At 67.2% G+C, this 20094-nt stretch carries 22 protein-coding genes and 2 pseudogenes; 17 read left to right on the forward strand and 7 right to left on the reverse strand.

Annotated features, from left to right (window positions below):
- Positions 1-11: 11 nt before the first annotated feature.
- The 5 genes and pseudogenes from BLU62_RS29970 to BLU62_RS29990 all read right to left on the reverse strand — a co-directional run bounded on the left by BLU62_RS29970 (position 12) and on the right by BLU62_RS29990 (position 6915).
- A pseudogene (locus BLU62_RS29970) lies at positions 12-738 on the reverse strand (aspartate/glutamate racemase family protein).
- Positions 738-2363, reverse strand: a complete 1626-nt coding sequence (locus BLU62_RS29975) for an NCS1 family nucleobase:cation symporter-1 (protein ID WP_074854093.1) — start codon at positions 2361-2363, stop codon at positions 738-740. The pseudogene BLU62_RS29970 and the gene BLU62_RS29975 overlap by 1 nt, the downstream one beginning before the upstream one ends.
- A gap of 142 nt (positions 2364-2505) precedes the next feature.
- Positions 2506-3210 carry a GntR family transcriptional regulator gene (locus BLU62_RS29980; RefSeq protein ID WP_244278440.1) on the reverse strand — a complete coding sequence of 235 codons (705 nt, stop codon included), beginning with the start codon at positions 3208-3210 and terminating at the stop codon, positions 2506-2508.
- A pseudogene (locus BLU62_RS29985) lies at positions 3207-5119 on the reverse strand (S9 family peptidase). The gene BLU62_RS29980 and the pseudogene BLU62_RS29985 overlap by 4 nt, the downstream one beginning before the upstream one ends.
- A complete protein-coding gene (locus BLU62_RS29990) occupies positions 5116-6915 on the reverse strand; it encodes an N-acetylglutaminylglutamine amidotransferase (RefSeq protein ID WP_074854094.1) in 1800 nt (599 codons plus the stop codon). Before BLU62_RS29990 ends, BLU62_RS29985 begins: the two are co-directional and overlap by 4 nt.
- A 314-nt stretch (positions 6916-7229) precedes the next feature.
- On the opposite strand from BLU62_RS29990, the gene BLU62_RS29995 reads away from it, so the two are divergent.
- The gene (locus BLU62_RS29995) at positions 7230-8432 is read left to right on the forward strand and encodes a hypothetical protein (RefSeq protein ID WP_074854340.1); all 1203 of its coding nucleotides are present in this window, start codon (positions 7230-7232) and stop codon (positions 8430-8432) included.
- Here BLU62_RS29995 and BLU62_RS30000 read toward each other — a convergent pair whose 3' ends face one another.
- Positions 8433-8909 carry a hotdog fold domain-containing protein gene (locus BLU62_RS30000; protein WP_074854095.1) on the reverse strand — a complete coding sequence of 159 codons (477 nt, stop codon included), beginning with the start codon at positions 8907-8909 and terminating at the stop codon, positions 8433-8435.
- 416 nt (positions 8910-9325) lie between these two features.
- Between BLU62_RS30000 and rpsJ the strand changes: the two genes are divergently transcribed.
- From rpsJ to BLU62_RS34145, 16 genes are all read left to right on the forward strand, one after another.
- On the forward strand, positions 9326-9631 hold the full coding sequence (gene rpsJ / locus BLU62_RS30005) for a 30S ribosomal protein S10 (RefSeq protein ID WP_003938093.1): 306 nt from the start codon (positions 9326-9328) through the stop codon (positions 9629-9631).
- Between the two features lie 19 nt (positions 9632-9650).
- Positions 9651-10307, forward strand: coding sequence for a 50S ribosomal protein L3 (rplC, locus tag BLU62_RS30010; RefSeq protein ID WP_074854096.1), 657 nt, complete (start codon positions 9651-9653; stop codon positions 10305-10307).
- On the forward strand, positions 10307-10996 hold the full coding sequence (gene rplD / locus BLU62_RS30015; protein WP_074854097.1) for a 50S ribosomal protein L4: 690 nt from the start codon (positions 10307-10309) through the stop codon (positions 10994-10996). The genes rplC and rplD overlap by 1 nt, the downstream gene beginning before the upstream one ends.
- Before the next feature lies 1 nt (position 10997).
- Positions 10998-11303, forward strand: a complete 306-nt coding sequence (rplW, locus tag BLU62_RS30020) for a 50S ribosomal protein L23 (protein WP_074854098.1) — start codon at positions 10998-11000, stop codon at positions 11301-11303.
- A gap of 31 nt (positions 11304-11334) precedes the next feature.
- The gene (rplB, locus tag BLU62_RS30025) at positions 11335-12171 is read left to right on the forward strand and encodes a 50S ribosomal protein L2 (protein WP_074854099.1); all 837 of its coding nucleotides are present in this window, start codon (positions 11335-11337) and stop codon (positions 12169-12171) included.
- Positions 12172-12188: 17 nt separating this feature from the next.
- Positions 12189-12470 carry a 30S ribosomal protein S19 gene (gene rpsS, locus BLU62_RS30030; RefSeq protein ID WP_004020551.1) on the forward strand — a complete coding sequence of 94 codons (282 nt, stop codon included), beginning with the start codon at positions 12189-12191 and terminating at the stop codon, positions 12468-12470.
- On the forward strand, positions 12470-12880 hold the full coding sequence (gene rplV / locus BLU62_RS30035) for a 50S ribosomal protein L22 (protein WP_074854100.1): 411 nt from the start codon (positions 12470-12472) through the stop codon (positions 12878-12880). The genes rpsS and rplV overlap by 1 nt, the downstream gene beginning before the upstream one ends.
- A 2-nt stretch (positions 12881-12882) precedes the next feature.
- Positions 12883-13689 carry a 30S ribosomal protein S3 gene (rpsC, locus tag BLU62_RS30040; protein ID WP_004020549.1) on the forward strand — a complete coding sequence of 269 codons (807 nt, stop codon included), beginning with the start codon at positions 12883-12885 and terminating at the stop codon, positions 13687-13689.
- 3 nt (positions 13690-13692) lie between these two features.
- Positions 13693-14109: a 50S ribosomal protein L16 gene (gene rplP, locus BLU62_RS30045; RefSeq protein ID WP_004020548.1), complete on the forward strand. Its 417-nt coding sequence runs from the start codon at positions 13693-13695 to the stop codon at positions 14107-14109.
- Positions 14109-14342 carry a 50S ribosomal protein L29 gene (gene rpmC / locus BLU62_RS30050; RefSeq protein WP_005194647.1) on the forward strand — a complete coding sequence of 78 codons (234 nt, stop codon included), beginning with the start codon at positions 14109-14111 and terminating at the stop codon, positions 14340-14342. Before rplP ends, rpmC begins: the two co-directional genes overlap by 1 nt.
- Positions 14339-14629 (forward strand): 30S ribosomal protein S17, encoded by a 291-nt coding sequence (rpsQ, locus tag BLU62_RS30055; protein WP_074854101.1) that lies wholly within the window; start codon positions 14339-14341, stop codon positions 14627-14629. The genes rpmC and rpsQ overlap by 4 nt, the downstream gene beginning before the upstream one ends.
- Before the next feature lie 147 nt (positions 14630-14776).
- Complete coding sequence (locus BLU62_RS30060) at positions 14777-16048, forward strand: sensor histidine kinase (RefSeq protein ID WP_074854341.1); 1272 nt, start codon at positions 14777-14779, stop codon at positions 16046-16048.
- On the forward strand, positions 16045-17160 hold the full coding sequence (locus BLU62_RS30065; RefSeq protein ID WP_074854102.1) for a hypothetical protein: 1116 nt from the start codon (positions 16045-16047) through the stop codon (positions 17158-17160). The genes BLU62_RS30060 and BLU62_RS30065 overlap by 4 nt, the downstream gene beginning before the upstream one ends.
- A complete protein-coding gene (locus tag BLU62_RS30070; protein WP_074854342.1) occupies positions 17157-18407 on the forward strand; it encodes a sensor histidine kinase in 1251 nt (416 codons plus the stop codon). Before BLU62_RS30065 ends, BLU62_RS30070 begins: the two co-directional genes overlap by 4 nt.
- On the forward strand, positions 18404-19144 hold the full coding sequence (locus tag BLU62_RS34140; RefSeq protein ID WP_244278441.1) for a hypothetical protein: 741 nt from the start codon (positions 18404-18406) through the stop codon (positions 19142-19144). Before BLU62_RS30070 ends, BLU62_RS34140 begins: the two co-directional genes overlap by 4 nt.
- The gene (locus BLU62_RS34145; RefSeq protein WP_244278442.1) at positions 19135-19557 is read left to right on the forward strand and encodes a hypothetical protein; all 423 of its coding nucleotides are present in this window, start codon (positions 19135-19137) and stop codon (positions 19555-19557) included. Before BLU62_RS34140 ends, BLU62_RS34145 begins: the two co-directional genes overlap by 10 nt.
- 10 nt (positions 19558-19567) lie before the next feature.
- Here the strand turns inward: BLU62_RS34145 and BLU62_RS30080 are convergent, their stop codons facing one another.
- On the reverse strand, positions 19568-19969 hold the full coding sequence (locus BLU62_RS30080; protein ID WP_074854343.1) for a GNAT family N-acetyltransferase: 402 nt from the start codon (positions 19967-19969) through the stop codon (positions 19568-19570).
- Positions 19970-20094: the final 125 nt, after the last annotated feature.

A 20094-nucleotide genomic window follows, 5' to 3' on the forward strand; every position in this document is an offset into this window, starting at 1 on the left:
TACGGTCCGGGTCAGACGCCGTAGTCCCGGAGGAGGCCGGTGTAGCGTTTGGGTCCCGGCGCGGCGAACTCGCCGGACGCCGTCCCGGTGTACAAACCCATCGCGGCCATCGCCGACAGCATCCCAACCCCGGCCGACACCCCGTCGATCACCGGTACGCCGAGCTCCGCACTGATGGTGCGCGCGTGATCGGCCATGCCCGCGCAGCCGAGCACGATGGCGTCGGAGCTGTCTTCGAGCAGCGCCTCCCGGCAGGACTTGGTGAGGATCTCGGCCGTGTCGGGATTCGTCTCGAGTTCCAGGACCGGTATCTCACACGCGTGCACACCGAGGCAGTGTCGTCCGAAACCGTAGTGGTTCATCAGGTCCCGCGTGCGTCCCATGCTCCGGGCGAGCGTGGTGACGACCGAGAATCCGCGACCGAGCGGCGCCGCGAGGTGGAACGCCGCCTCGGCGATACCGAGTACCGGTGCCGACGCCACCTCACGGGCGGCGTCGAGACCCGGGTCGCCGAAGCAGGCGAGCAGGTAGCCGTCGGCGGCCGGGTCGTCCGCGATCGCCCGGAGCACACCGGGTATGGCGAGGGCTTCGTCGTAGTGGCTCTCGATGGAGGCCGGTCCCGTCGGCGAGGTGACCGCGGTGACAACGGTGTCGGGCCGCGCGAGGAGATCGCGCGGCCCGAGAGATCACCGTTGTCATCTCCCGAGATGTGTTGGGGTTGATGACAGTCAGTCGCATCAGCTGTTCGTGGTCTCCTCGGTGGTGGCTGCCACGACCGGCTCCGGCGTCGGTTCGACCACGGGTTCACCCGCGGCGTCGACCGCGATGTCGGTGGTGGTGTCCGCGGTGGGTGCCGAACCGTGGATCAGATGCGTGGGAACGAATTTCATACCCAGCCAGTAGATCGCCAGCCCGAGTCCGGCGCCGATGAACCAGGTGAAGCTCGCCTGGTAGGCGGTGCCGAAGATGACGACACAGATCGGCAGGATGGACGCGACGACGGTCGAGGCCACCGCCACCGGATTCCATCCGTTGCGGTACCAGTAGGTCCCTTCGGGCTTCATGGTGAACAGGTCGTCGACGACGATCTTCTGCTTCTTGACCAGGTAGAAATCGGCGATGAGGATGCCGAACAGCGGACCGATCACCGCGCCGAGCGTGTCCATCGTGTAGTGGATCGCCGTCGGGTTGTTGAAGAGGTTCCATGGGGTGATCAGCACCGAGCCGACCGCCGCGATCATGCCGCCGGTACGCCAGCTGATCTTGGTGGGGGCCACATTCGAGAAGTCGAAGGCGGGGGACACGAAGTTGGCGACGATGTTGATACCGATGGTGGCGATGGCGAAGGTCAGCACGCCGAGTACGGCGGCGGTGGTGTTGTCGATCTTGTCGACGATGTGGACCGGGTCGGTGATGATGTTGCCGTCCTCGTCCGTGCCGATCACCGTCACCGCAGCCGAGACGGTGCACACGACGAGCAGCGAGAAGAACAGGAAGTTGACCGGCAGACCCCAGAAGTTGCCCTTCTTGACCTCGCCGAAACTCTTTCCGTAGCGCGAGAAGTCGCCGAAGTTGAGCATCGGCCCGGAGAAGTACGAGACCACCAGCGCGAACGCACTGATCATCATGGTGAACGACGACCAGCCGGACAGGCCCTCACCCACCGAGAGATCGAGGCTCACGTTGTCCCAGCCGGCCTTCGCGATCAGGTAGCCGGCGAGCACGATCATCACCACGTAGACCGCCGGGCCGCAGAAGTCGATGAACTTGCGGATCGTGTCCATACCGTTCCAGAACACGAACGCCTGCAGGACCCACATCAGGAGGAAGCCGGCCCAGCCGAGCGCCGAGAGACCGAGGAATCCATGCTGGTCGACGTCACCCCACGGTTCGAGACCCGGCCAGAACTTGAGCGCCAGCAGGCCGAACGCGACCGAGGCGAGGTAGGTCTGGATGCCGTACCAGACCACCGCGATCGCGCCGCGGATGATGGCCGGGATGTTGGCGCCCTTGACGCCGAAGGAGACCCGCGTCGTCACCGGGTACGGAACGCCCGCGATCTGCGAGGGCTTGGCGACGAGGTTGCAGAGGATGTTGACGGCCACGATGCCCACCAGAAGGGCGACGAGGACCTGCCAGGCGGCGATGCCCAGCGCGAACAGGCTACCGGCGAAGACGTACCCGCCGACGCTGTGGACGTCGGACATCCAGAACGCGAAGATGTTGTACCAGGTCCACTTCTGTTCCTTCAGTGGCGCGAGGTCGGTGTTGGTGAGTCGATCGTCGTAGCCGGCCTTGATGATGCTCTCGCCCGCGGCGCCGTGATGCGACTGGGCCGCGTCGGCGGGGGTTGGTGTGGACATGTGTTCTCCCGGTTTGTCTCTCAGCGGTGTCGATTTCGCTCTCAGGTGCGGAACGCTGATGGGACAAAAGTAGGAACGCTTTGTTACCTGTCGATGAACGCGCAGATATATTCCGCAGGGCGGACGGCCCCGTCAGAACGTGTCAGTCGTGGCGGACCGCGAGCAGGGCTGCCGTCTCGATGATCGCGCTCTCGAGTCGCTGGTGGTGGCGGCTCGCGACCTCCAGGACCGCGGTGGTGTCGCGGTCGGCGAAGGCGTCGAGCAGTGCTTCGTGATCGGAGTTGAGTGCCGCCTGCGTCTCCGACGGTACCGACCGCATCATCTGGAAGGGCTCGGTGAGGTTCCAGGTCGCCTCGAACATGTTGAGCAGTCGCGGCATCGCGCACGGGACGGTGAGGGCGCGATGAAAGTCGCGGGAGATGTCGTGAAAAGCCTTGCCGTCGTTGTACTTCACCGCGACGAGCAGTTCGGCGTGGTGGTCACGGGCGAGCTGTAGTGAGGCCTCGTCGATGAGCTCGACCGATCTGGCGAGGGCGGCCTGTTCGAGGGTTCCGCGGACGAAGTAGATCTCGCGGAGCTCCTCGGTCGAGGGCTGGCTCACGCGGTATCCGGCGTTGGGGCGATGCACGACGAGACCCTCGCCGACGAGGGTCTTGAGCGCTTCGCGCACCGGTATCGGACTGACCTGGAAGACGTCGGCGATCTCGGCGGGCGGGATCTGGGTCCCGGGAGGTGCACCACCGGAGAGGATCAGCCTGCGGAGCTCCTCGAGGACGTTGGCGCGGGTGTTGCCCGTGCGGGTCTCCGCGAGCTGTGCGAGCAACCGGTCGGTCATGCGTCGGTTCATCGCATCACTCCTGGGCGGGTGGGGTACTTGGCGATCCACTCGGCGACGGCCTCGGTCAGCCGATGCTGGTTGCTGCGCTTGACGATCTCATGACCTTCGTCGTCGAACATCAGCATCTCGGCGATCGCGCCGCGGGCCTGCAGTTCGGCGACGATCTGTTGCGATTCGCTGACCGGCACGTTGGTGTCGTGTGCACCGTGGACCACGAGCAGCGGTGCCCGCATGTCGTCGATGCGGTGGATGGGGGACAGGTCGGCGAGCAGTTCGCGATCCGAGTCGGGATGGCCGTACTTGGTGTACGCGGCGACGGCGATCCACGGCTCGGTGTTGCGGAAGAACGACTCGAGGTCACTCATGCCGCAGATGGCGATCCCCGCCGCGAACAGGTCGGGGTGGAAGGTCAGGCACGCCAGGGTCAGATAGCCGCCGTAGGAGCGGCCGGAGCAGAACACCGAGTCCGGATCGGCGATTCCCTGCCGGCACAGGAACTCCGCGCAGTCCGCGGCGTCGTCGATACCCGCGTAGCGGCCGTACCGGTCGTCGGCATGGGAGAACAGCCGGCCGTAGCCCGACGAGCCGCGGACGTTGGGGGCGAAGACGGTGATCCCGGCGTCGACGAGGGGACCGAACAGGAACTGGTAGTCGGGTCGCGTCTGGCCCTCGGGGCCGCCGTGGAAGTAGAGCAGCGTCGGGCTGGGCCGCTCGTCGCGCTCCTTCTTCACGGGTCGATAGAGAAAGCCGGAGAGCGGCATGCCATCTCGCGCGAAGAACTCCACGAGTTCGGGGCGGAGGAGGCTCGACGGACCTGTGCCGGTGACGACGTCGTCGCGGACCGCGGTCACCTCGCGGGTCGCGGTGTGGATGAGGTGAACCAGCGGGGAGTGCTGTGGGCTCGACACGGTCACCGACACCACCGTCCCCGCCGCGCTGATCGACAGGTCATGGGCCACCTCGCCGGGGAGATCGATCGGCGGCTGCAGCGTCTGGTCGGGCAGTGTCAGAATCTGCAACTCGCTGCGGCCCTTCACATTCCACAAGAGGGCGACGGTGGACTGGTCGTGGCTGACGGCGAACTCGTCGAGCCCGACGTCGACGCGCTGCGCCATCACCCGGAACCGCACGCCGAACTTGCTGACCTCGACGCCGAGGAGCCGGGGGAACTTCGCGTCGAAGTCGCTGCGCACCAGGGCCTGAACGCTGTCGAGGTCGCGGATGGGTTCGGCGGGTGAGGGGACGAACACCAGCGAGGCGTGGTCGAAGCCCTGGTCGAGTACGTAGCCCTGATCGGTCACGGCACCGGGGTCCTGCGGCAGGAGCGGGGTCATGGTGACCTCGTCGTCGGGCGCGTCCGGGTGGCGACGCAGCAGCAGCATGTCGTGATAGCCGCGCGGTCCGACCCGAACGAGCGTCGCGCCCTTCCACGAGTCGATCAACTCGCTGCCGACGCGTAGGTCGAGGGTCCGGGTGGTCTGCGTGCCGGGATGCACACGCAGCGCGTGGGTGGTGCCGTCGTGGTCGATCGCGGTGAGCAGCACCCAGTCGGTGTCCCAGCCGACGAGGCGGACGGTCCCGTACGACCTGCCGTCCGGCCGGGTGGCCGCGATCCGGTGCGCGGTGTCGTCGTCGGGGTCGGTGGTGACGACCCAGACCTGGTGGTGCTCACCGCCACTGGGCGCCATCTCGACGGCCAGCCACCGGCTGTCGGTGGAGTGCACGATCTTGCGGACCGGGCCGGTGGACCGCAGCTTCACCCATCGCAGGTCGCCGACACCGTCACGGGACAGCGAACGCTGTGCGGCACGCGGATACCCGTTGCCGTCGTCGACGATGTAGGCGAACGCACTCCCGTCGGGGAGAGCGAGGCGCCGTATGTCTTCCAACCGCGGTCGTCGAAACGCAGCATGGTCACCGTGGGGAATTCGCTTCCATGGTCTGGAGCCACATCTCGAGGAGGGCGATCTGCCACAGCTCGTTCCCGTCGAGTCGGGTGCGGATGCCGTTGGGATCGCCGAAGAGCTTCTCGAGTGCCTCGGGCCGATAGAGTCCTCGATCGACGGCCGACTGCGATCGCAGGGTGTCGGTGACGAGGTCGAGGACCCCGCCGGTCAGGTGGCGGATTCCCGGCACGGGGAAGTAGCCCTTGGTCCGGTCGATCACCGCCGAGGGCAGTAGTGCCCGGCTGGCCTCCTTGAGAACACCCTTGCCGCCCTGGGCGAGTTTGAGCTCGGCCGGACAGGTTGCGGCGAGTTCGACGAACTCGTGGTCGAGGAACGGCACCCGTGCCTCGAGTCCCCACGCCATCGTCATCGTGTCCACTCGCTTCACCGGATCGTCGACGAGCATGACGGTGGTGTCGAGTCGGAGAGCCGCGTCGACGGACGTGTCGGCTCCCGGCGCCGACTGATGCGCGTGGGCGAAGGCGAAGCTCGGGTCGTAGCCGGCCTCGAGGAGGTACTCGTCGGCGAGGATGCTGCGGACGTCGGCGTCGTCACGGTCGAAGAAGACGTTCGCGTAGGCGCGCGTCGTGTCCGCTCGCGGCACACCCCGCAGCGGCGGATACCAGCTGTAGCCGCCGAGGATCTCGTCGGCGCCCTGCCCCGACTGGACCACCTTGATCGACTTGCTGACCTCCTGCGACAGCAGATAGAAGGCCACGCAGTCGTGGCTGACCATCGGCTCGCCCATCGCCGCGACGGTGTCGGGGATGGCGGGAAGCAACCGGTCGGTGCCGATGTGGATCTTGTGGTGGTCGGTCGCGAAGGTGTCGGCGATCAGGTCGGAGTAGGCGTACTCGTCGCCGGACTCTCCTGCGGCCGAATCGAATCCGATGCTGAAAGTGGCGAGGTCGGTCTGTCCCTGCTCGGCGAGCAGTGCGACCACGAGTGACGAGTCGACACCGCCGGACAGGAGCACGCCGACCGGGACGTCGGCGACCATGCGGCGCCTGACCGAGGTGCGCAGCGAGTCCAGGAGTTCGGCGTGCCATCGCTGTTCGTCCCAGTCGGCACGGTCGGGATGGGGCGCGAAGGTCGGCTCCCAGTACTTCCGCTCGGTGCGGCGGCCGTCGGGGTGGATCGTCATGACCGTGGCGGGCGGCAGCTTGCGGATGCCGTTGTAGATGGTGTGCGGCGCGGGGACCACCGCGTGGAAGCTGAAATAGTGGTGCAGCGCAACACGATCGATCGAGGTGTCGACGTCACCGGCGCGGAGCAGTGCCTGCACCGACGAGGCGAACCGCAGCCGTCCCGGCGTGTCGGCCAGATACAGCGGCTTGATCCCCAGGCGGTCGCGCCCGAGGGTCACGACGCCGGTGTCGGTGTCGACGATCGCGAACGCGAACATGCCGATGAAGTGGTCCACGCAGTCGGGACCCCACGCGTGGAAGGCCTTGAGGATCACCTCGCTGTCGGCGTGCGAGAAGAAGCTGTAGCCCTTCGCCTCGAGCTCCGCCCGCAACTCGTGGTGGTTGTAGATGCACCCGTTGAAGACGAGTGCCAGTCCCAGGGCCGGGTCGATCATCGGCTGGCTGCCCTTCTCGGACAGGTCGATGATCTTCAGGCGCCGATGCCCGAGAGCGACAGCCCCTTTGGCGAAGACGCCGCTGCCGTCGGGGCCACGTCGCGTCATCTCGCAGGTCATCGCGTCGACGGCCGACACATCGGGCACGCTGCCGTCGAAACGGATTTCGCCGCAGATTCCGCACATGATCTCTGTCCTCCTGCTCGGTGGCGCCTGTCGGTCGGTTCCCCGTCGATACCGTCCTTCTTCGATACTGCCGCACTCCAGGGGTGGACTCCGGATCTTGCGCGCTCCGGGAGGGGCGGCGTCGAGCGCGGGGTCACCTCTCACCCTAAGAGCATCACCGTCGGGTGGCAGGCCGAGACGCCGGTCGCCGGAATGGCCCGGCGCGACAGGCGAGCTGTGGCTACGATCTGGCTGGCGGAGGAGGAACTTTGTTCGCACAGGTCAAGCGCCGGCTCGGCGCGATCGTCGGTGTCGTCGTCGGAACGCTGTGCGCGATGGTGGCGGGTGTGGCGCCCGCGCCGGCATCGGCGGCCCCACAGGGGTATGCGCCGGGACCGGGGTGCGCGTGGCAGTTGATGTCGAACAGCACCGACCTCAATGTCGCCTTCCCCGACGCCAATGCGACGTACTGGGTGTTGCCGTACGCGCTCGGCCCGGGGGATTCGATCCGACTGTCGGGAACCTTCCCCGCCGCCCGGTACTTCTCGCTGAACACCTACGGCACCGACCTCGACACCGTCGACACGCTGCGTGACAACCAGATCCGGCCCGACGCGGGCAGCGTCAACCCGTTCGCCGCGCCGGTCGCGTTGCCGCCGGCGTCGAAGCGGACCTGGCATGCGACGGTCGTGCCCGGCGCCGCCGACCGCTCCCGCAACGAGATCCGCGGACTTCCCGCCGGCGGACAGGCCGTGCCGGTCGGCTTCCTGATCGTCCGGATCTACGTCCCCGACGACCCGAACTCACCGAACGGCGGCGTCACCCTGCCGAACGTGACCTTCTCGATCGCCGGGCGGTCGGTCCCCGTCGCACCTTGTGCGCAGCCGTTCGATCCGCGCGACTACAACGGACCGATCGCGCAGGCGCTCACCAAGGTCTTCGACGACGCGATCGGCAACGCGGCGGCGGCGTCGCTCCCCGGGAACGCCCGGGAGGCGACCTTCGTCAACCCGGCCAGCACGTCGGGTCTGTTCCCGAACGGCGACAACAAGTACATCGGATCGCTGCTCACCTATCAGCCGGGACGTGTCGCGGTGATCCGCGGCAAGGCCCCGACCTTCCCCGACACCCGCGCCGGGCAGTCGCCCGCCACCCCCGGCGAACAACTCCGGTACTGGTCGATGTGCCAGAACGACAAGGTGACGCCGTACCCGGTCGTCGCGTGCGCGGCCGATCACACGACCCGGGTCGACGCCGACGGCTATTACACCTACGTGGTCGCCGCGCCGTCGGATCTGACGCCGTCGCAGGTGGCCGGCTCCGACCTGACCGTCATCCCCTGGGGCAGCACGTCGGTACAGAAGGTGGTGTTCCTCCGCAACATGCTGCCGTCGGAGCAGTTCTACCCGGACAGCGTGCAGGCGTCGCAGGCGAACAAGAGCGATCCCGCGTCGAGCATGGGGCCCTACTACCCGCGCGCCACCTACTGCGCGGCGGAAACGCTGCGCGCATCCGGTTGGCAGGCCTGCTACCGGTAGCTACTTGGGCGTCACCCAGGTGGTGATGTCGCAGTGGACGACCTCGACACCCTTGGTGTCGACGATGCTCACCGACACCGTGACGTCGGTCCCGGTCGTGATGGCGTCGAAGTCGACGTCGTCGGCGAGGCGCGCCTCGGCGGTGAGCCGAGTGGTCGCCTTGGTCAGGTAGGCGGTCTGCATCGCCTTGGGAATCCAGCGGTGCGAGGTCGGGGTGGTCGCCTCCATCAGCACGCCCATCGCGGCTTCGGCCAGGTTGCACGCGGCGATCGCGTGGAACGTGCCGATGTGGTTGTGGACGCCGAACCAGTTGGGTGCGGTGACCCTGGCGTAGCCCGGCTCCATCTCCTGGACGAGAGGCAGGACGGTCCCGAAGTACGGGGCCTTCGCGACCAGGCCGAGTGAGAACAGCACGTTCCCGAGAGCATTGTCGGGAAGCTTCTTGCGCAGGGCGTAGGTGGAGCTGATGGAGGACATGCGCGAATATTACTCATGAGTCAGTTCGTGCGTGGACCCGCGTCCGCAGGGTGTGACGAGGTCGGATTTGAATCGGGACCCGCCTCTGTTGCATACTTGTCGGGTTGCCTTGACCGGCGGACGCACGTTGCACTGTGTGCCGACACCGCGGAAGCCGTCAGGTGAATGACTCCCAGGCCCGGTTTACGGGGACTGGGCGTGTAACGCGTGCTCCGAATCAGGTTCACGGACTCGACACGCCCGACCGCGGGTGCCGGAGCAAACCGGCTCGTACCAGCGACGAGCCAACGTACAACGACAGATGAACAGCGTCGATTGCCGAATCTCACACGGTGGTCATGTGCTCAGCCGGCGAGAGCCTGCCCTGGTCACGCGGTGTTTGTCTGTCGAGAACAACTGACGGAAGAGGACACAGCGTGGCGGGACAGAAGATCCGCATCAGGCTCAAGGCCTACGACCACGAGGCGATCGACGCTTCGGCGCGCAAGATCGTGGAAACCGTGACCCGTACGGGTGCACGTGTCGTTGGCCCGGTGCCGTTGCCCACCGAGAAGAACGTGTACTGCGTCATCCGTTCGCCGCACAAGTACAAGGACAGCCGCGAACATTTCGAGATGCGTACACACAAGCGACTCATCGACATCCTCGACCCGACCCCGAAGACGGTCGACGCGCTCATGCGCATCGACCTGCCGGCCAGTGTCGACGTCAACATCCAGTAGGACGGGGACGAGATAAATCATGAGTAATCAGAGTTCATCCAAGGGCATCCTGGGTACCAAGCTCGGTATGACCCAGGTATTCGACGAGAACAACCGGGTCGTCCCGGTCACGGTCATCCAGGCCGGACCGAACGTGATCACCCAGCTCCGTACGCAGGATCGTGACGGCTACACCGCCGTCCAGATCGCCTACGGCGCCATCGATCCCCGCAAGGTGACCAAGCCGGTCGCCGGTCAGTTCGAGAAGGCCGGGGTCACCCCGCGCCGCCACCTGGCCGAGATCCGCGTCAACGACGTCAGCGAGTTCGAGATCGGTCAGGAACTGACCGCCGAGATCTTCGCCGACGGCGCGCTGGTCGACGTCACCGGCACCTCGAAGGGCAAGGGTTTCGCCGGCGTCATGAAGCGCCACGGCTTCGCCGGTCTGGGCGCCAGCCACGGCGCTCACCGCGTGCACCGCGCACCGGGCTCGATCGGTGGCTGCGCCACCCCGGGTCGCGTGTTCAAGGGCATGCGGATGGCCGGTCGAATGGGTAACGACAAGGTGACCACGCAGAACCTCACCGTCCACAAGGTGGACGCCGAGGCCGGCCTGCTGCTGATCAAGGGAGCGATCCCGGGTCGCAAGGGCGGCATCGTGGTGGTCCGCGACGCAGTGAAGGGTGGTGCGAAGTAATGAGCACCGAGACCACGACCAAATTGACGCTGGACGTCAAGACCGCCGACGGCAAGACCAACGGAACCGTTGATCTGCCCGCCGCGCTGTTCGACGCCCCCGCCAACATCGCGCTGATGCACCAGGTCGTCGTGGCCCAGCAGGCCGCGGCTCGCCAGGGCACGCACTCCACCAAGACCCGCGGCGAGGTTCGCGGCGGTGGCGCCAAGCCGTACCGCCAGAAGGGCACCGGCCGTGCACGCCAGGGCTCGACCCGCGCACCGCAGTTCGCCGGTGGTGGCACCGTCCACGGCCCGCAGCCGCGCGACTACAGCCAGCGCACCCCCAAGAAGATGAAGGCCGCCGCCCTCCGCGGTGCGCTGAGCGATCGCGCTCGCAACGAGCGCATCCACGTGATCACCGAACTGGTTGCGGGACAGGCTCCCTCGACCAAGTCGGCTCGCGAGTTCCTGGAGAGCCTCTCGGATCGTCGCAAGTTCCTGGTCGTTCTCGGCCGTGAGGACCTGACGGCGTGGAAGAGCGTGGCGAACCTGCAGAACGTGCTGCCGATCGCGCCGGATCAGCTCAACACCTACGACGTCCTGGATTCGGACGAGGTGGTGTTCAGCGTCGAGACGCTCAATGCCTTCATCGAGCAGAACACGGCGGATGCCAAGGCTGCCGTCGAGAAGACAGCAGAGGAGGCCTGACATGACGACCGTTGCCGATCCGCGCGACATCATCCTGGCGCCCGTGATCTCCGAGAAGTCCTACGGACTCATGGAGGACAACGTGTACACCTTCCTGGTGCACCCGGAGTCCAACAAGACCGAGATCAAGATCGCGATCGAGAAGATCTTCGATGTGAAGGTTGCCAGCGTCAACACGGCGAACCGACAGGGTAAGCGCAAGCGCACCCGCTCTGGCTACGGCCAGCGCAAGTCGACCAAGCGCGCCATCGTGTCGCTGACCGCAGACAGCAAGCCCATCGAGATCTTCGGAGGCTCGGTCAGCTGACCGGGGCTTCGGCGAGAAGGACTAGATACTCATGGCTATTCGTAAGTACAAGCCGACGACCCCGGGTCGTCGTGGAGCCAGCGGCTCCGACTTCGCGGAGGTCACCCGTGACCACCCGGAGAAGTCGCTGGTGCGTCCGCTCCACGGGCGCGGTGGCCGTAACGCTCACGGCCGCATCACCACTCGTCACAAGGGTGGCGGCCACAAGCGTGCCTACCGTCTGATCGACTTCCGTCGTAACGACAAGGACGGCATCAACGCCAAGGTCGCTCACATCGAGTACGACCCCAACCGCACCGCGCGTATCGCGCTGCTGCACTACGTCGACGGCGAGAAGCGCTACATCATCGCGCCGAAGAACCTGAAGCAGGGCGACATCGTCGAGAGCGGTCCGGCCGCCGACATCAAGCCCGGCAACAACCTGCCGCTGCGCAACATCCCGACCGGTACCCAGATCCACGCTGTGGAACTGCGTCCGGGCGGTGGCGCCAAGATGGCACGTAGCGCCGGCGCGTCGATCCAGCTGCTCGGTAAGGAAGGCACCTACGCCACGCTGCGTATGCCTTCCGGCGAAATCCGCCGTGTCGACGTGCGCTGCCGCGCAACCGTCGGCGAGGTGGGCAACGCCGAGCAGAGCAACATCAACTGGGGCAAGGCCGGCCGTATGCGCTGGAAGGGCAAGCGCCCGACCGTCCGCGGTGTCGTCATGAACCCGGTTGACCACCCGCATGGTGGTGGTGAGGGCAAGACCTCCGGTGGACGCCACCCGGTCTCGCCGTGGGGTAAGCCCGAGGGCCGCACCCGCAAGAACAAGGCCAGCGACAAGCTGATCGTCCGTCGCCGTCGCACCGGCAAGAACAAGCGATAACAGGAGGAGGTAAGAGAATGCCACGCAGCCTCAAGAAGGGCCCGTTCGTCGACGACCACCTCCTGAAGAAGGTGGACGTCCAGAACGAAAAGGGAACCAAGCAGGTCATCAAGACCTGGTCCCGTCGTTCGACCATCATTCCCGACTTCATCGGTCACACCTTTGCCGTCCACGACGGACGCAAGCATGTGCCGGTGTTCATCTCGGACTCGATGGTCGGTCACAAGCTGGGCGAGTTCGCCCCCACCCGCACCTTCAAGGGTCACATCAAGGATGACCGGAAAGCGAAGCGCCGCTAATGACTACGCAGACCGATAATCCGACCGCCAAGGCCACCGCGAAGTTCGTTCGCGTGACGCCGATGAAGGCCCGCCGCGTGCTGGACCTCGTCCGCGGCAAGAACGTGGACGAGGCCCTGGACATCCTGCGGTTCGCCCCGCAGTCGGCGTCCGAGCCCGTGTACAAGGTGCTGGCCAGCGCTGTCGCCAACGCAGAGAACAACCTGGATCTGGATCGCCGGACCCTGGTCGTCGCCACCGCGTTCGCCGACGAGGGCCCGACCCTCAAGCGCTTCCAGCCGCGTGCCCAGGGCCGCGCATTCCGTATCCGCAAGCGCACCAGCCACATCACCGTGGTCGTGGAGAGCCTGCCGGAGAAGGCAGCCGCCGGCCGTGGCCGTTCGCGTCAGCCGAAGAAGAAGGGAGCCTAGTAGTGGGCCAGAAAATCAACCCGCACGGCTTCCGTCTGGGCATCACCACCGACTGGAAGTCGCGGTGGTACGCCGACAAGCAGTACGCGGACTACGTCAAGGAAGATGTCGCCATCCGCAAGCTCCTCTCCACGGGGCTCGAGCGGGCCGGCATCGCGAAGGTGGAGATCGAGCGCACCCGTGACCGGGTTCGCGTCGACATCCACACCGCGCGTCCGGGCATCGTCATCGGCCGCCGTGGCGCCGAGGCCGATCGCATCCGCGGCGACCTGGAGAAGCTGACCGGTAAGCAGGTCCAGCTGAACATCCTCGAGGTCAAGAACGCGGAGTCCGAGGCCCAGCTCGTGGCCCAGGGTGTCGCCGAGCAGCTGAGCAACCGTGTGGCGTTCCGCCGCGCGATGCGCAAGGCGATCCAGTCGGCGATGCGTCAGCCGAACGTGAAGGGCATCCGGGTCCAGTGCTCGGGTCGTCTGGGCGGCGCTGAGATGAGCCGCAGTGAGTTCTACCGCGAGGGACGCGTGCCGCTGCACACGCTGCGCGCCGACATCGACTACGGACTCTACGAAGCCAAGACCACCTTCGGCCGGATCGGCGTGAAGGTGTGGATCTACAAGGGCGACATCGTCGGTGGACGTCGCGAGCTGGCTGCGGCCGCTCCGGCAGCCGAGGATCGCCGTCCGCGCCGGCCCAGCCGGCCCCGGCGTAGCGGTGCCTCGGGCACCACTGCGACGAGCACCGACGCCGCTCGCGCGGCCGAGGCTGCTCCCGCCGAGGCCACTGCTGGTGCGGCTGAGAAGCAGGAGGGCTAGGCCATGTTGATCCCACGTCGGGTCAAGCACCGCAAGCAGCACCACCCCAGCCTCAAGGGGCAGGCCAAGGGCGGCACCAAGGTGACGTTCGGCGATTACGGCATCCAGGCTCTGGAAGGCGCGTACATCACCAACCGTCAGATCGAGTCCGCTCGTATCGCGATCAACCGGCACATCAAGCGTGGCGGCAAGGTCTGGATCAACATCTTCCCGGACCGCCCGCTCACCAAGAAGCCGGCCGAAACCCGCATGGGTTCGGGTAAGGGTTCGCCCGAGTGGTGGGTCGCCCCGGTCAAGCCGGGTCGCGTGCTGTTCGAGATGACCTACCCGAATGAGGAGATCGCTCGCGAGGCCCTGCGCCGCGCACAGCACAAGCTCCCCATCAAGACCCGGATCGTGACACGAGAGGAGCAGTTCTGATGTCTCTCGGAGTTGCTGCGAACGAGCTGCGCGAGCTCAACGACGCCGATCTGGTCGACCGCCTCAAGGAGTCGAAGGAAGAGCTGTTCAACCTTCGCTTCCAGATGGCCACCGGCCAGCTCGACAACAACCGCCGTCTGCGCACCGTGCGTCGTGAGATCGCACGTATCTACACCGTCATGCGCGAGCGTGAGCTGGGCCTGGCGTCGGGACCGGAAGGTGAAGACGCATGAGTGAGGACCAGAAAGTGACCGAAACCCAGACCGCTGAGCGTAACCGCCGCAAGGAGCGGATCGGCTACGTGGTCAGCGACAAGATGCAGAAGACCATCGTGGTCGAGCTGGAAGATCGTAAGAGCCACCCGCTCTACAAGAAGATCATCCGGACCACGAGCAAGGTCAAGGCACACGACGAGAACGGCGATGCCGGCGTCGGTGACCGCGTGCGGATCATGGAGACCCGCCCGCTGTCCGCGACCAAGCACTGGCGTCTGGTCGAGGTGCTGGAGAAGGCCAAGTAAGCCCTCTCCTCGCGAGATCTACACACGAACGGCCCGTTCCCTTTCGAGGGAGCGGGCCGTTCGTCGTTTCGGGTATCTCCCGGAGACGGTCGTGTTGGTCTCACCGACGGATTGACCGCGTCTCCGGCGAATGTGAGGGTGAACCTGATGGCCGCGACCGATGCATCTCCGACCGACATACCGATCGAACATCCGGCTTGGGCGCGTCGGGTCTTCGAATCCGAGTCGGCCGAGCCGGATCTCGATCATGTCCAGCGAATCGGTGCCCGTTTCCTGGGTCTGGGCTTCATCGGTTATCCGATCGTCCTGCCCGCGGCGATCGCGTCGTCCGGATCGGTGACCGCTTCGTGGTGGGTGCCGCTGAGCATCGTGTTGTCGGTGGGCCCGGGAATCCTGCTGATCATCTTCAGTTTCCGTCCGGGCACGTCCTGGTTGGGTCCGTTGGCGCTCGTCACCTGGTCTGGGTTCCTGCTGTCGATCCTCTTGTGGTTCTGGGCGTGGACGGGCGCGACCCTGACCGATCCGGGGGACGTGGCGCAGTGGATGGTGGCGTTCTGCGGCATGCCCAGCATGGTGTTGATGCTGGTCCACGCCCGGCTCGGCGTGATCAGTCTGATCGTCTCCTCGGTGGCCTCGCATCTCTCGCAGCAACTCGGGCGGTTCGGCGAGCTGACCTCGGACCTCGCGTTCGAGATCATGTGGTCGGTCGTTTTCACCTCGGTCTTCCTCGCGGTCGTCCTGGTCGCCACCCGCACGGGGCGCCACCTCGACGAGACCCGGGAGGACACCTATCGGACCGCGGCGAACGTGGCCGCCTCGTCGGCCCGTGAGGTCGAGAAGGCGCGTTTCGACGCCATCGTCCACGACCGGGTGATCGCCTCACTGCTCGCGGTTGAACCGGGCAGACCCGACGAGCGGCTCGCCGCCCAGGCCCGTTCCGCACTCGAAGAACTCGCGCGGGTCCCCGGCCCCGGCGGCGCCGAAGCGCTGTCGCGGGGGGAGACGCTGGGTCGGATCAGGTCGGCGGCCGCGGATCTGGCCGAACGATTCGAGGTCCAGGTCCTGGGAGCGGAGGCCGGCGCCGACAGCCTCCGGGATGCCGGGCGGGATCGGGTCGACTATCCGGTGGAAGTCGTCGAGGCGGTGATCGAGGCGATGTCCGAGGCCCTGCGGAACGTGGTCCGACACGCCGGGCCGGACGCCGAGTGCGCGGTGATCGTGCAGCTGGCCGCCGACGCGTTGAGCATGGCGGTCGTCGACAACGGCAATGGCTTCGACCCGGACTCGGTGGGGCCGGGCCGGGTCGGGATCGCGGTCAGCATCCGCGGCCGGATGGCGCGCCTGCTCGGCGGCCGGGCCCAGGTGAGCAGTCGCGAGGGGCGCGGAACCACCGTCCAGATCGGGTGGGAGCGTCCATGATCGGGAACTGCGAGCGCGGTCGCGACGTCGAGCGGGGCGCGGTCGACAACGCCTTCGGGATCGGCTCCTTCCCGCTGTGGCTGGCAATGGGGATCTTCGGCTGCGGATATCTCGTCGTCACGGTGTATGCGAACAACGACGTCACCGGGGTGTGGCAGTGGATCGGCATCATCGCCGGTTTGGTCTTCTTCGCCGCCGGCGGGTTCCTGATCCTCGACGTACCGGGGGACCCGCTGCCGGTCCCGCCCACGGTGGTGATCTCCGTGCTCGCCGTCGCCGGCGTGACGGCCTCCCTGTTCTCGTTGCCGTTCCCGCTGACGCATGTCATGCAGACCGGACCGCCCATCGGGGCGTCGGTGATCGTCCTCGCGTTCGTCGCGGTACGCGGCCGTCCGTCGGCGGCCTGGACCGCGAGCATCGTCATCTCGGTGATCGCGACGGTGTGGGGCCATGTCGCGACCCAGGGCGCGATGTGGGGTCTGGCGGTGACGCTGCCCGGCTACGCGATCATGATCATGGGCTCGTTGTTCTCGCTCATGCTGCGGCCCATGGCCAGGCAGTTGTATGCACTGCGTGAGGCGAACGAACGGCAGGCGGCGCGCGACGCGGCCGCGGCCGCGGCCGCCGAGGTCCGGCATCGGCGACTGGCTGCTGTCGACGAACGGGCTCGGCCGATCCTCACGCGGATCGTCGAGCGCCGGGAGTTCAGTGCCGACGAGGTGGCTGTCGCACGCCTCATCGAGGCTCAGTTGCGCGACGGTATCCGGGCGTCCGATCTCGACCTTCCCCAGGTGCGGGATGCTGCGTGGCGTGCCCGGCTGCGTGGCGTCAAGGTGGTGCTGCTCGACGACGGCGGCCTGTCCGTCCTCGCCGACGACGAGGCCGCGCGGGCGCGAGACCGTCTCGCTGCGGCGGTCGCCGAACTGCTCGCCGACGCCGAGAGCGGACGCGTGACGGTCCGTATCCACCCACCGGGGCGGAACACGCTGGCGTCGGTGGGTGTCGACACCGACGATCAGGTCGAACTGGTCGAGTTCACGGCCGCAGGGACGGCGCATTCTTCGTCTTCTGCGACGCCAGCGCCTTCTGCGGACCGGTGGCCGGCCAGATGAACACGGCGACCGAGACCGGCGGCCCGGCAGGAGCGGTACGCGTGGCGCGTGTCGTCGAACGCGTTCGTCGGGGTCTCGGACGCGGTATCCGTGAGGATGCATCCGATCTCGACCGGCAGAAGCGAATCGGGTGCAGGTTCGTCGGATGTGGGCTGCTGGCGTTCTGCGCCGTGATGCTCCCGACTGCTCTCGCGCGGGCCGATCTCGCGGCCGGTTGGTGGACGCCGGTGAGTCTGGTCCTGGTGGTCGCGCCGGCGGTGTTGTTGGTGGCGTCGACTTTTCTGGCCGTCCCGCGGGCCCTGCTGGGACTCGTGTGCGCTTGCTCCCTGGGCTATCTGATCGCGACGCTCCTGTGGTTCCCGGCCTGGCTCGGCGTCCCCGACGAGTCGGCTCGGTGGGCGGTGTGGTTGCTGCAGTTCCCGTCGGTGCCGAGCTTCGGGTTGGTCGTCATGCTCCGCACCGGTCTGGCGCTGACCAATCTCGTGGTCGCCACCTTCGCCGTGCACGCGGCCAATCAGATCGCGCGCTACGGGGAGCTCCGTCCGGTCGAACTGCTGAGCGTGCCGCTGTCGGTGGCGTTGGCCGGGGTGTTCCTGGCGGTGGCCCTGGCCGCGGTGCGCAACGTGCGTGCGCTCGATGAGCGGCATCCCGCCGTGCTGGCGATGACCACCCGGGCCGCGGCCGATGCGGCGCAGGAAGCGGAACGCTCCCGATTCGACGCGCTGATCCACGATCACGTGATCGCCACCCTCCTCGCGGTACGCGCGGGTCCGCCCGATCCGCGGCTCGCGGCGCAGGCGGCGTCGGCGCTCGACGAACTGGACCGCAGCGCGGTGGCGACGTCGGAGTTCACGGCCAGGACATTCGCCGCCCGCGTGGAGGACGCCGTGTCCGCGGCGGGTGACCGGGTGTCGTGTACGAACGTGATCTCCGAGCCCGCGGCGAGCTATCCGGCCCAGGTGGTCGAGGACATCGTCGACTGCGTGGCCGAGGCAATCCGGAACTGTATGCGCCACGCGGGCACCGACTCGCGGTGCGACGTCGCCGCCGAGTTCGGGGACGGCTTCGTCCGGGTCACCGTCGCCGACGACGGTGTGGGCTTCGACCCGGATCTCGTCGATCCGCGGCGATTCGGCATCGCGGTCGGGATCCGCGCGCGGATGGCCGGCCTCTCGGGCGGCAGTGCGGACATCGAGAGCGCGCCGGGGCAGGGCACGATCGTCGTCGTCGAGTGGAGACGGCCATGACCCCGATCCGGCGAGGTGATCCGATCGACCTCGACGAGACGACGGGCAATCTGTTCGGACTGGGCTCACCGCTGCTCATCAGGGCCCTGGTCATCTTCGCGAGCGTCTACGTGGTGGTCACCGTCGGCGCGGGATGGGAGATCCGGTCGGTCGCGACCTGGACGGCGCTGGCGGCGGGTTTCGTCATGTTCGTGGTGGCCGCGTCGACGCTCATGCGGTACGGCGGGTCGACGCTGCCTCGCGGCACCGCCGCGGCGGTGACGGTCCTGACCGTCGCCGGGCTCACGGTGTCGTTGTGGTTCTTGCCGCGTGAGACCTACCTGACCCTGCAGACCACACCGGGCACCTCGGCGATGACCATCATCCTGGCGATGGTGGTCCTGTACCGGCGGCCGTTGTTCGCCTGGCTCGGGGCGCTCTGCGCCACCGGGCTGGCCGCGGTCGGCGGCGACCTGATCGGGATCGGATACGCGGTCGGAGCCGGCAACACCTTGTTCTGCTACCCGGTGCTGGTGCTCGCCACACTGTTCGGGCTCATGGCGATACCGATGCCCGACCGTCTCCGCATGCTGCGCGAACAGGCGTTCGCGCAAGCCGCCGAGGAGGCCGCGACGGCGGCGTCGGCCACCGAACGGACCAAGCAGTTGAAACGACTCGATGCCGGTGCTCGTCCGATCCTGGAACAGATCGCCGACGGGCACGAGTTCCGCCCGAAGAGGCGCTCGACGTGCGTCTGACCGAAGCTCAGCTCCGCGACACCATTCGCGCACCCGGGTGGGACTCGCCGGAAGTGGGCAGATCGGTCTGGGCCGTCCGCCGACGAGGCGTCTCCGTCCGGTTGCTGGACGACGGTGCTCTCGACGCGTACGCGTCGGGTGACCTGGATGACACGCAGTCTCCGGGGAATCTGGCCCGTCGGATGCTCGTCGACGAGTTGACCGCCATCGATTCCGACGGCGGGGGGCAGGGCAGCGTGACCGCCCGGATTCTCCCGCCAGGACGCGAGGTGCTCGCGTCGATAGTCGTCGATGTCGGTACGCGCATGCGCCGGGTGGAAGTACACCGAGACGGCAGTGTCTCCGCCGACGCCACCCCGATGGGCGGGGTCGACGCCGCGGGCACGCCGAAGGGGCCGGTCGCCCCGGCGTGAGGTGGCCTCGTCAGCCCTGCTGGCGGCGTAGCCAGCCGAGGACGTCGGGCGTCACCGGCCGCGCGGCGTCGGCGTACTCCGGGTGCTTCTCGAGGAACGCCGCCACCAGCGGGCACACCCCGATGATGACCAACCCGCGTGCCCGGGCGTCGTCGAGTGCCTCCTGGACCAGGATCGTGGCGAGTCCCCGGCCGCCGAACTCCTCGGCGACCTCGGTGTGGAAGAAAACCCGCTCGGTGCCTGTCGCGGCGTCGGCTCGGTCCCGGTACTCGGCGAAGCCTGCGACGACACCTTCGGCTGTTCCGTTGACGGTGATCTCGTAGCGCTGGGCGGAGCCGTTGTCGCGCACCGAGGTCTGCGCGCCGGTCTTGTCGGTGGTGGGCTTCTCCGGGTCAGCCTTTTCTGAGGTCACGAGTGCCAGCTTGCCACGGCCTTGCCGAGCACGGGGTGCCGATGTGCTCGTGTCGCCGATCCGTCGACAGCTCGCCCGCGGATTCAACGCGGTTCGCACGCAATCGAAGAAGTGTGATGGGCCAA

The organism is Gordonia westfalica, from assembly GCF_900105725.1.
GTDB classification, from domain to species: domain Bacteria; phylum Actinomycetota; class Actinomycetes; order Mycobacteriales; family Mycobacteriaceae; genus Gordonia; species Gordonia westfalica.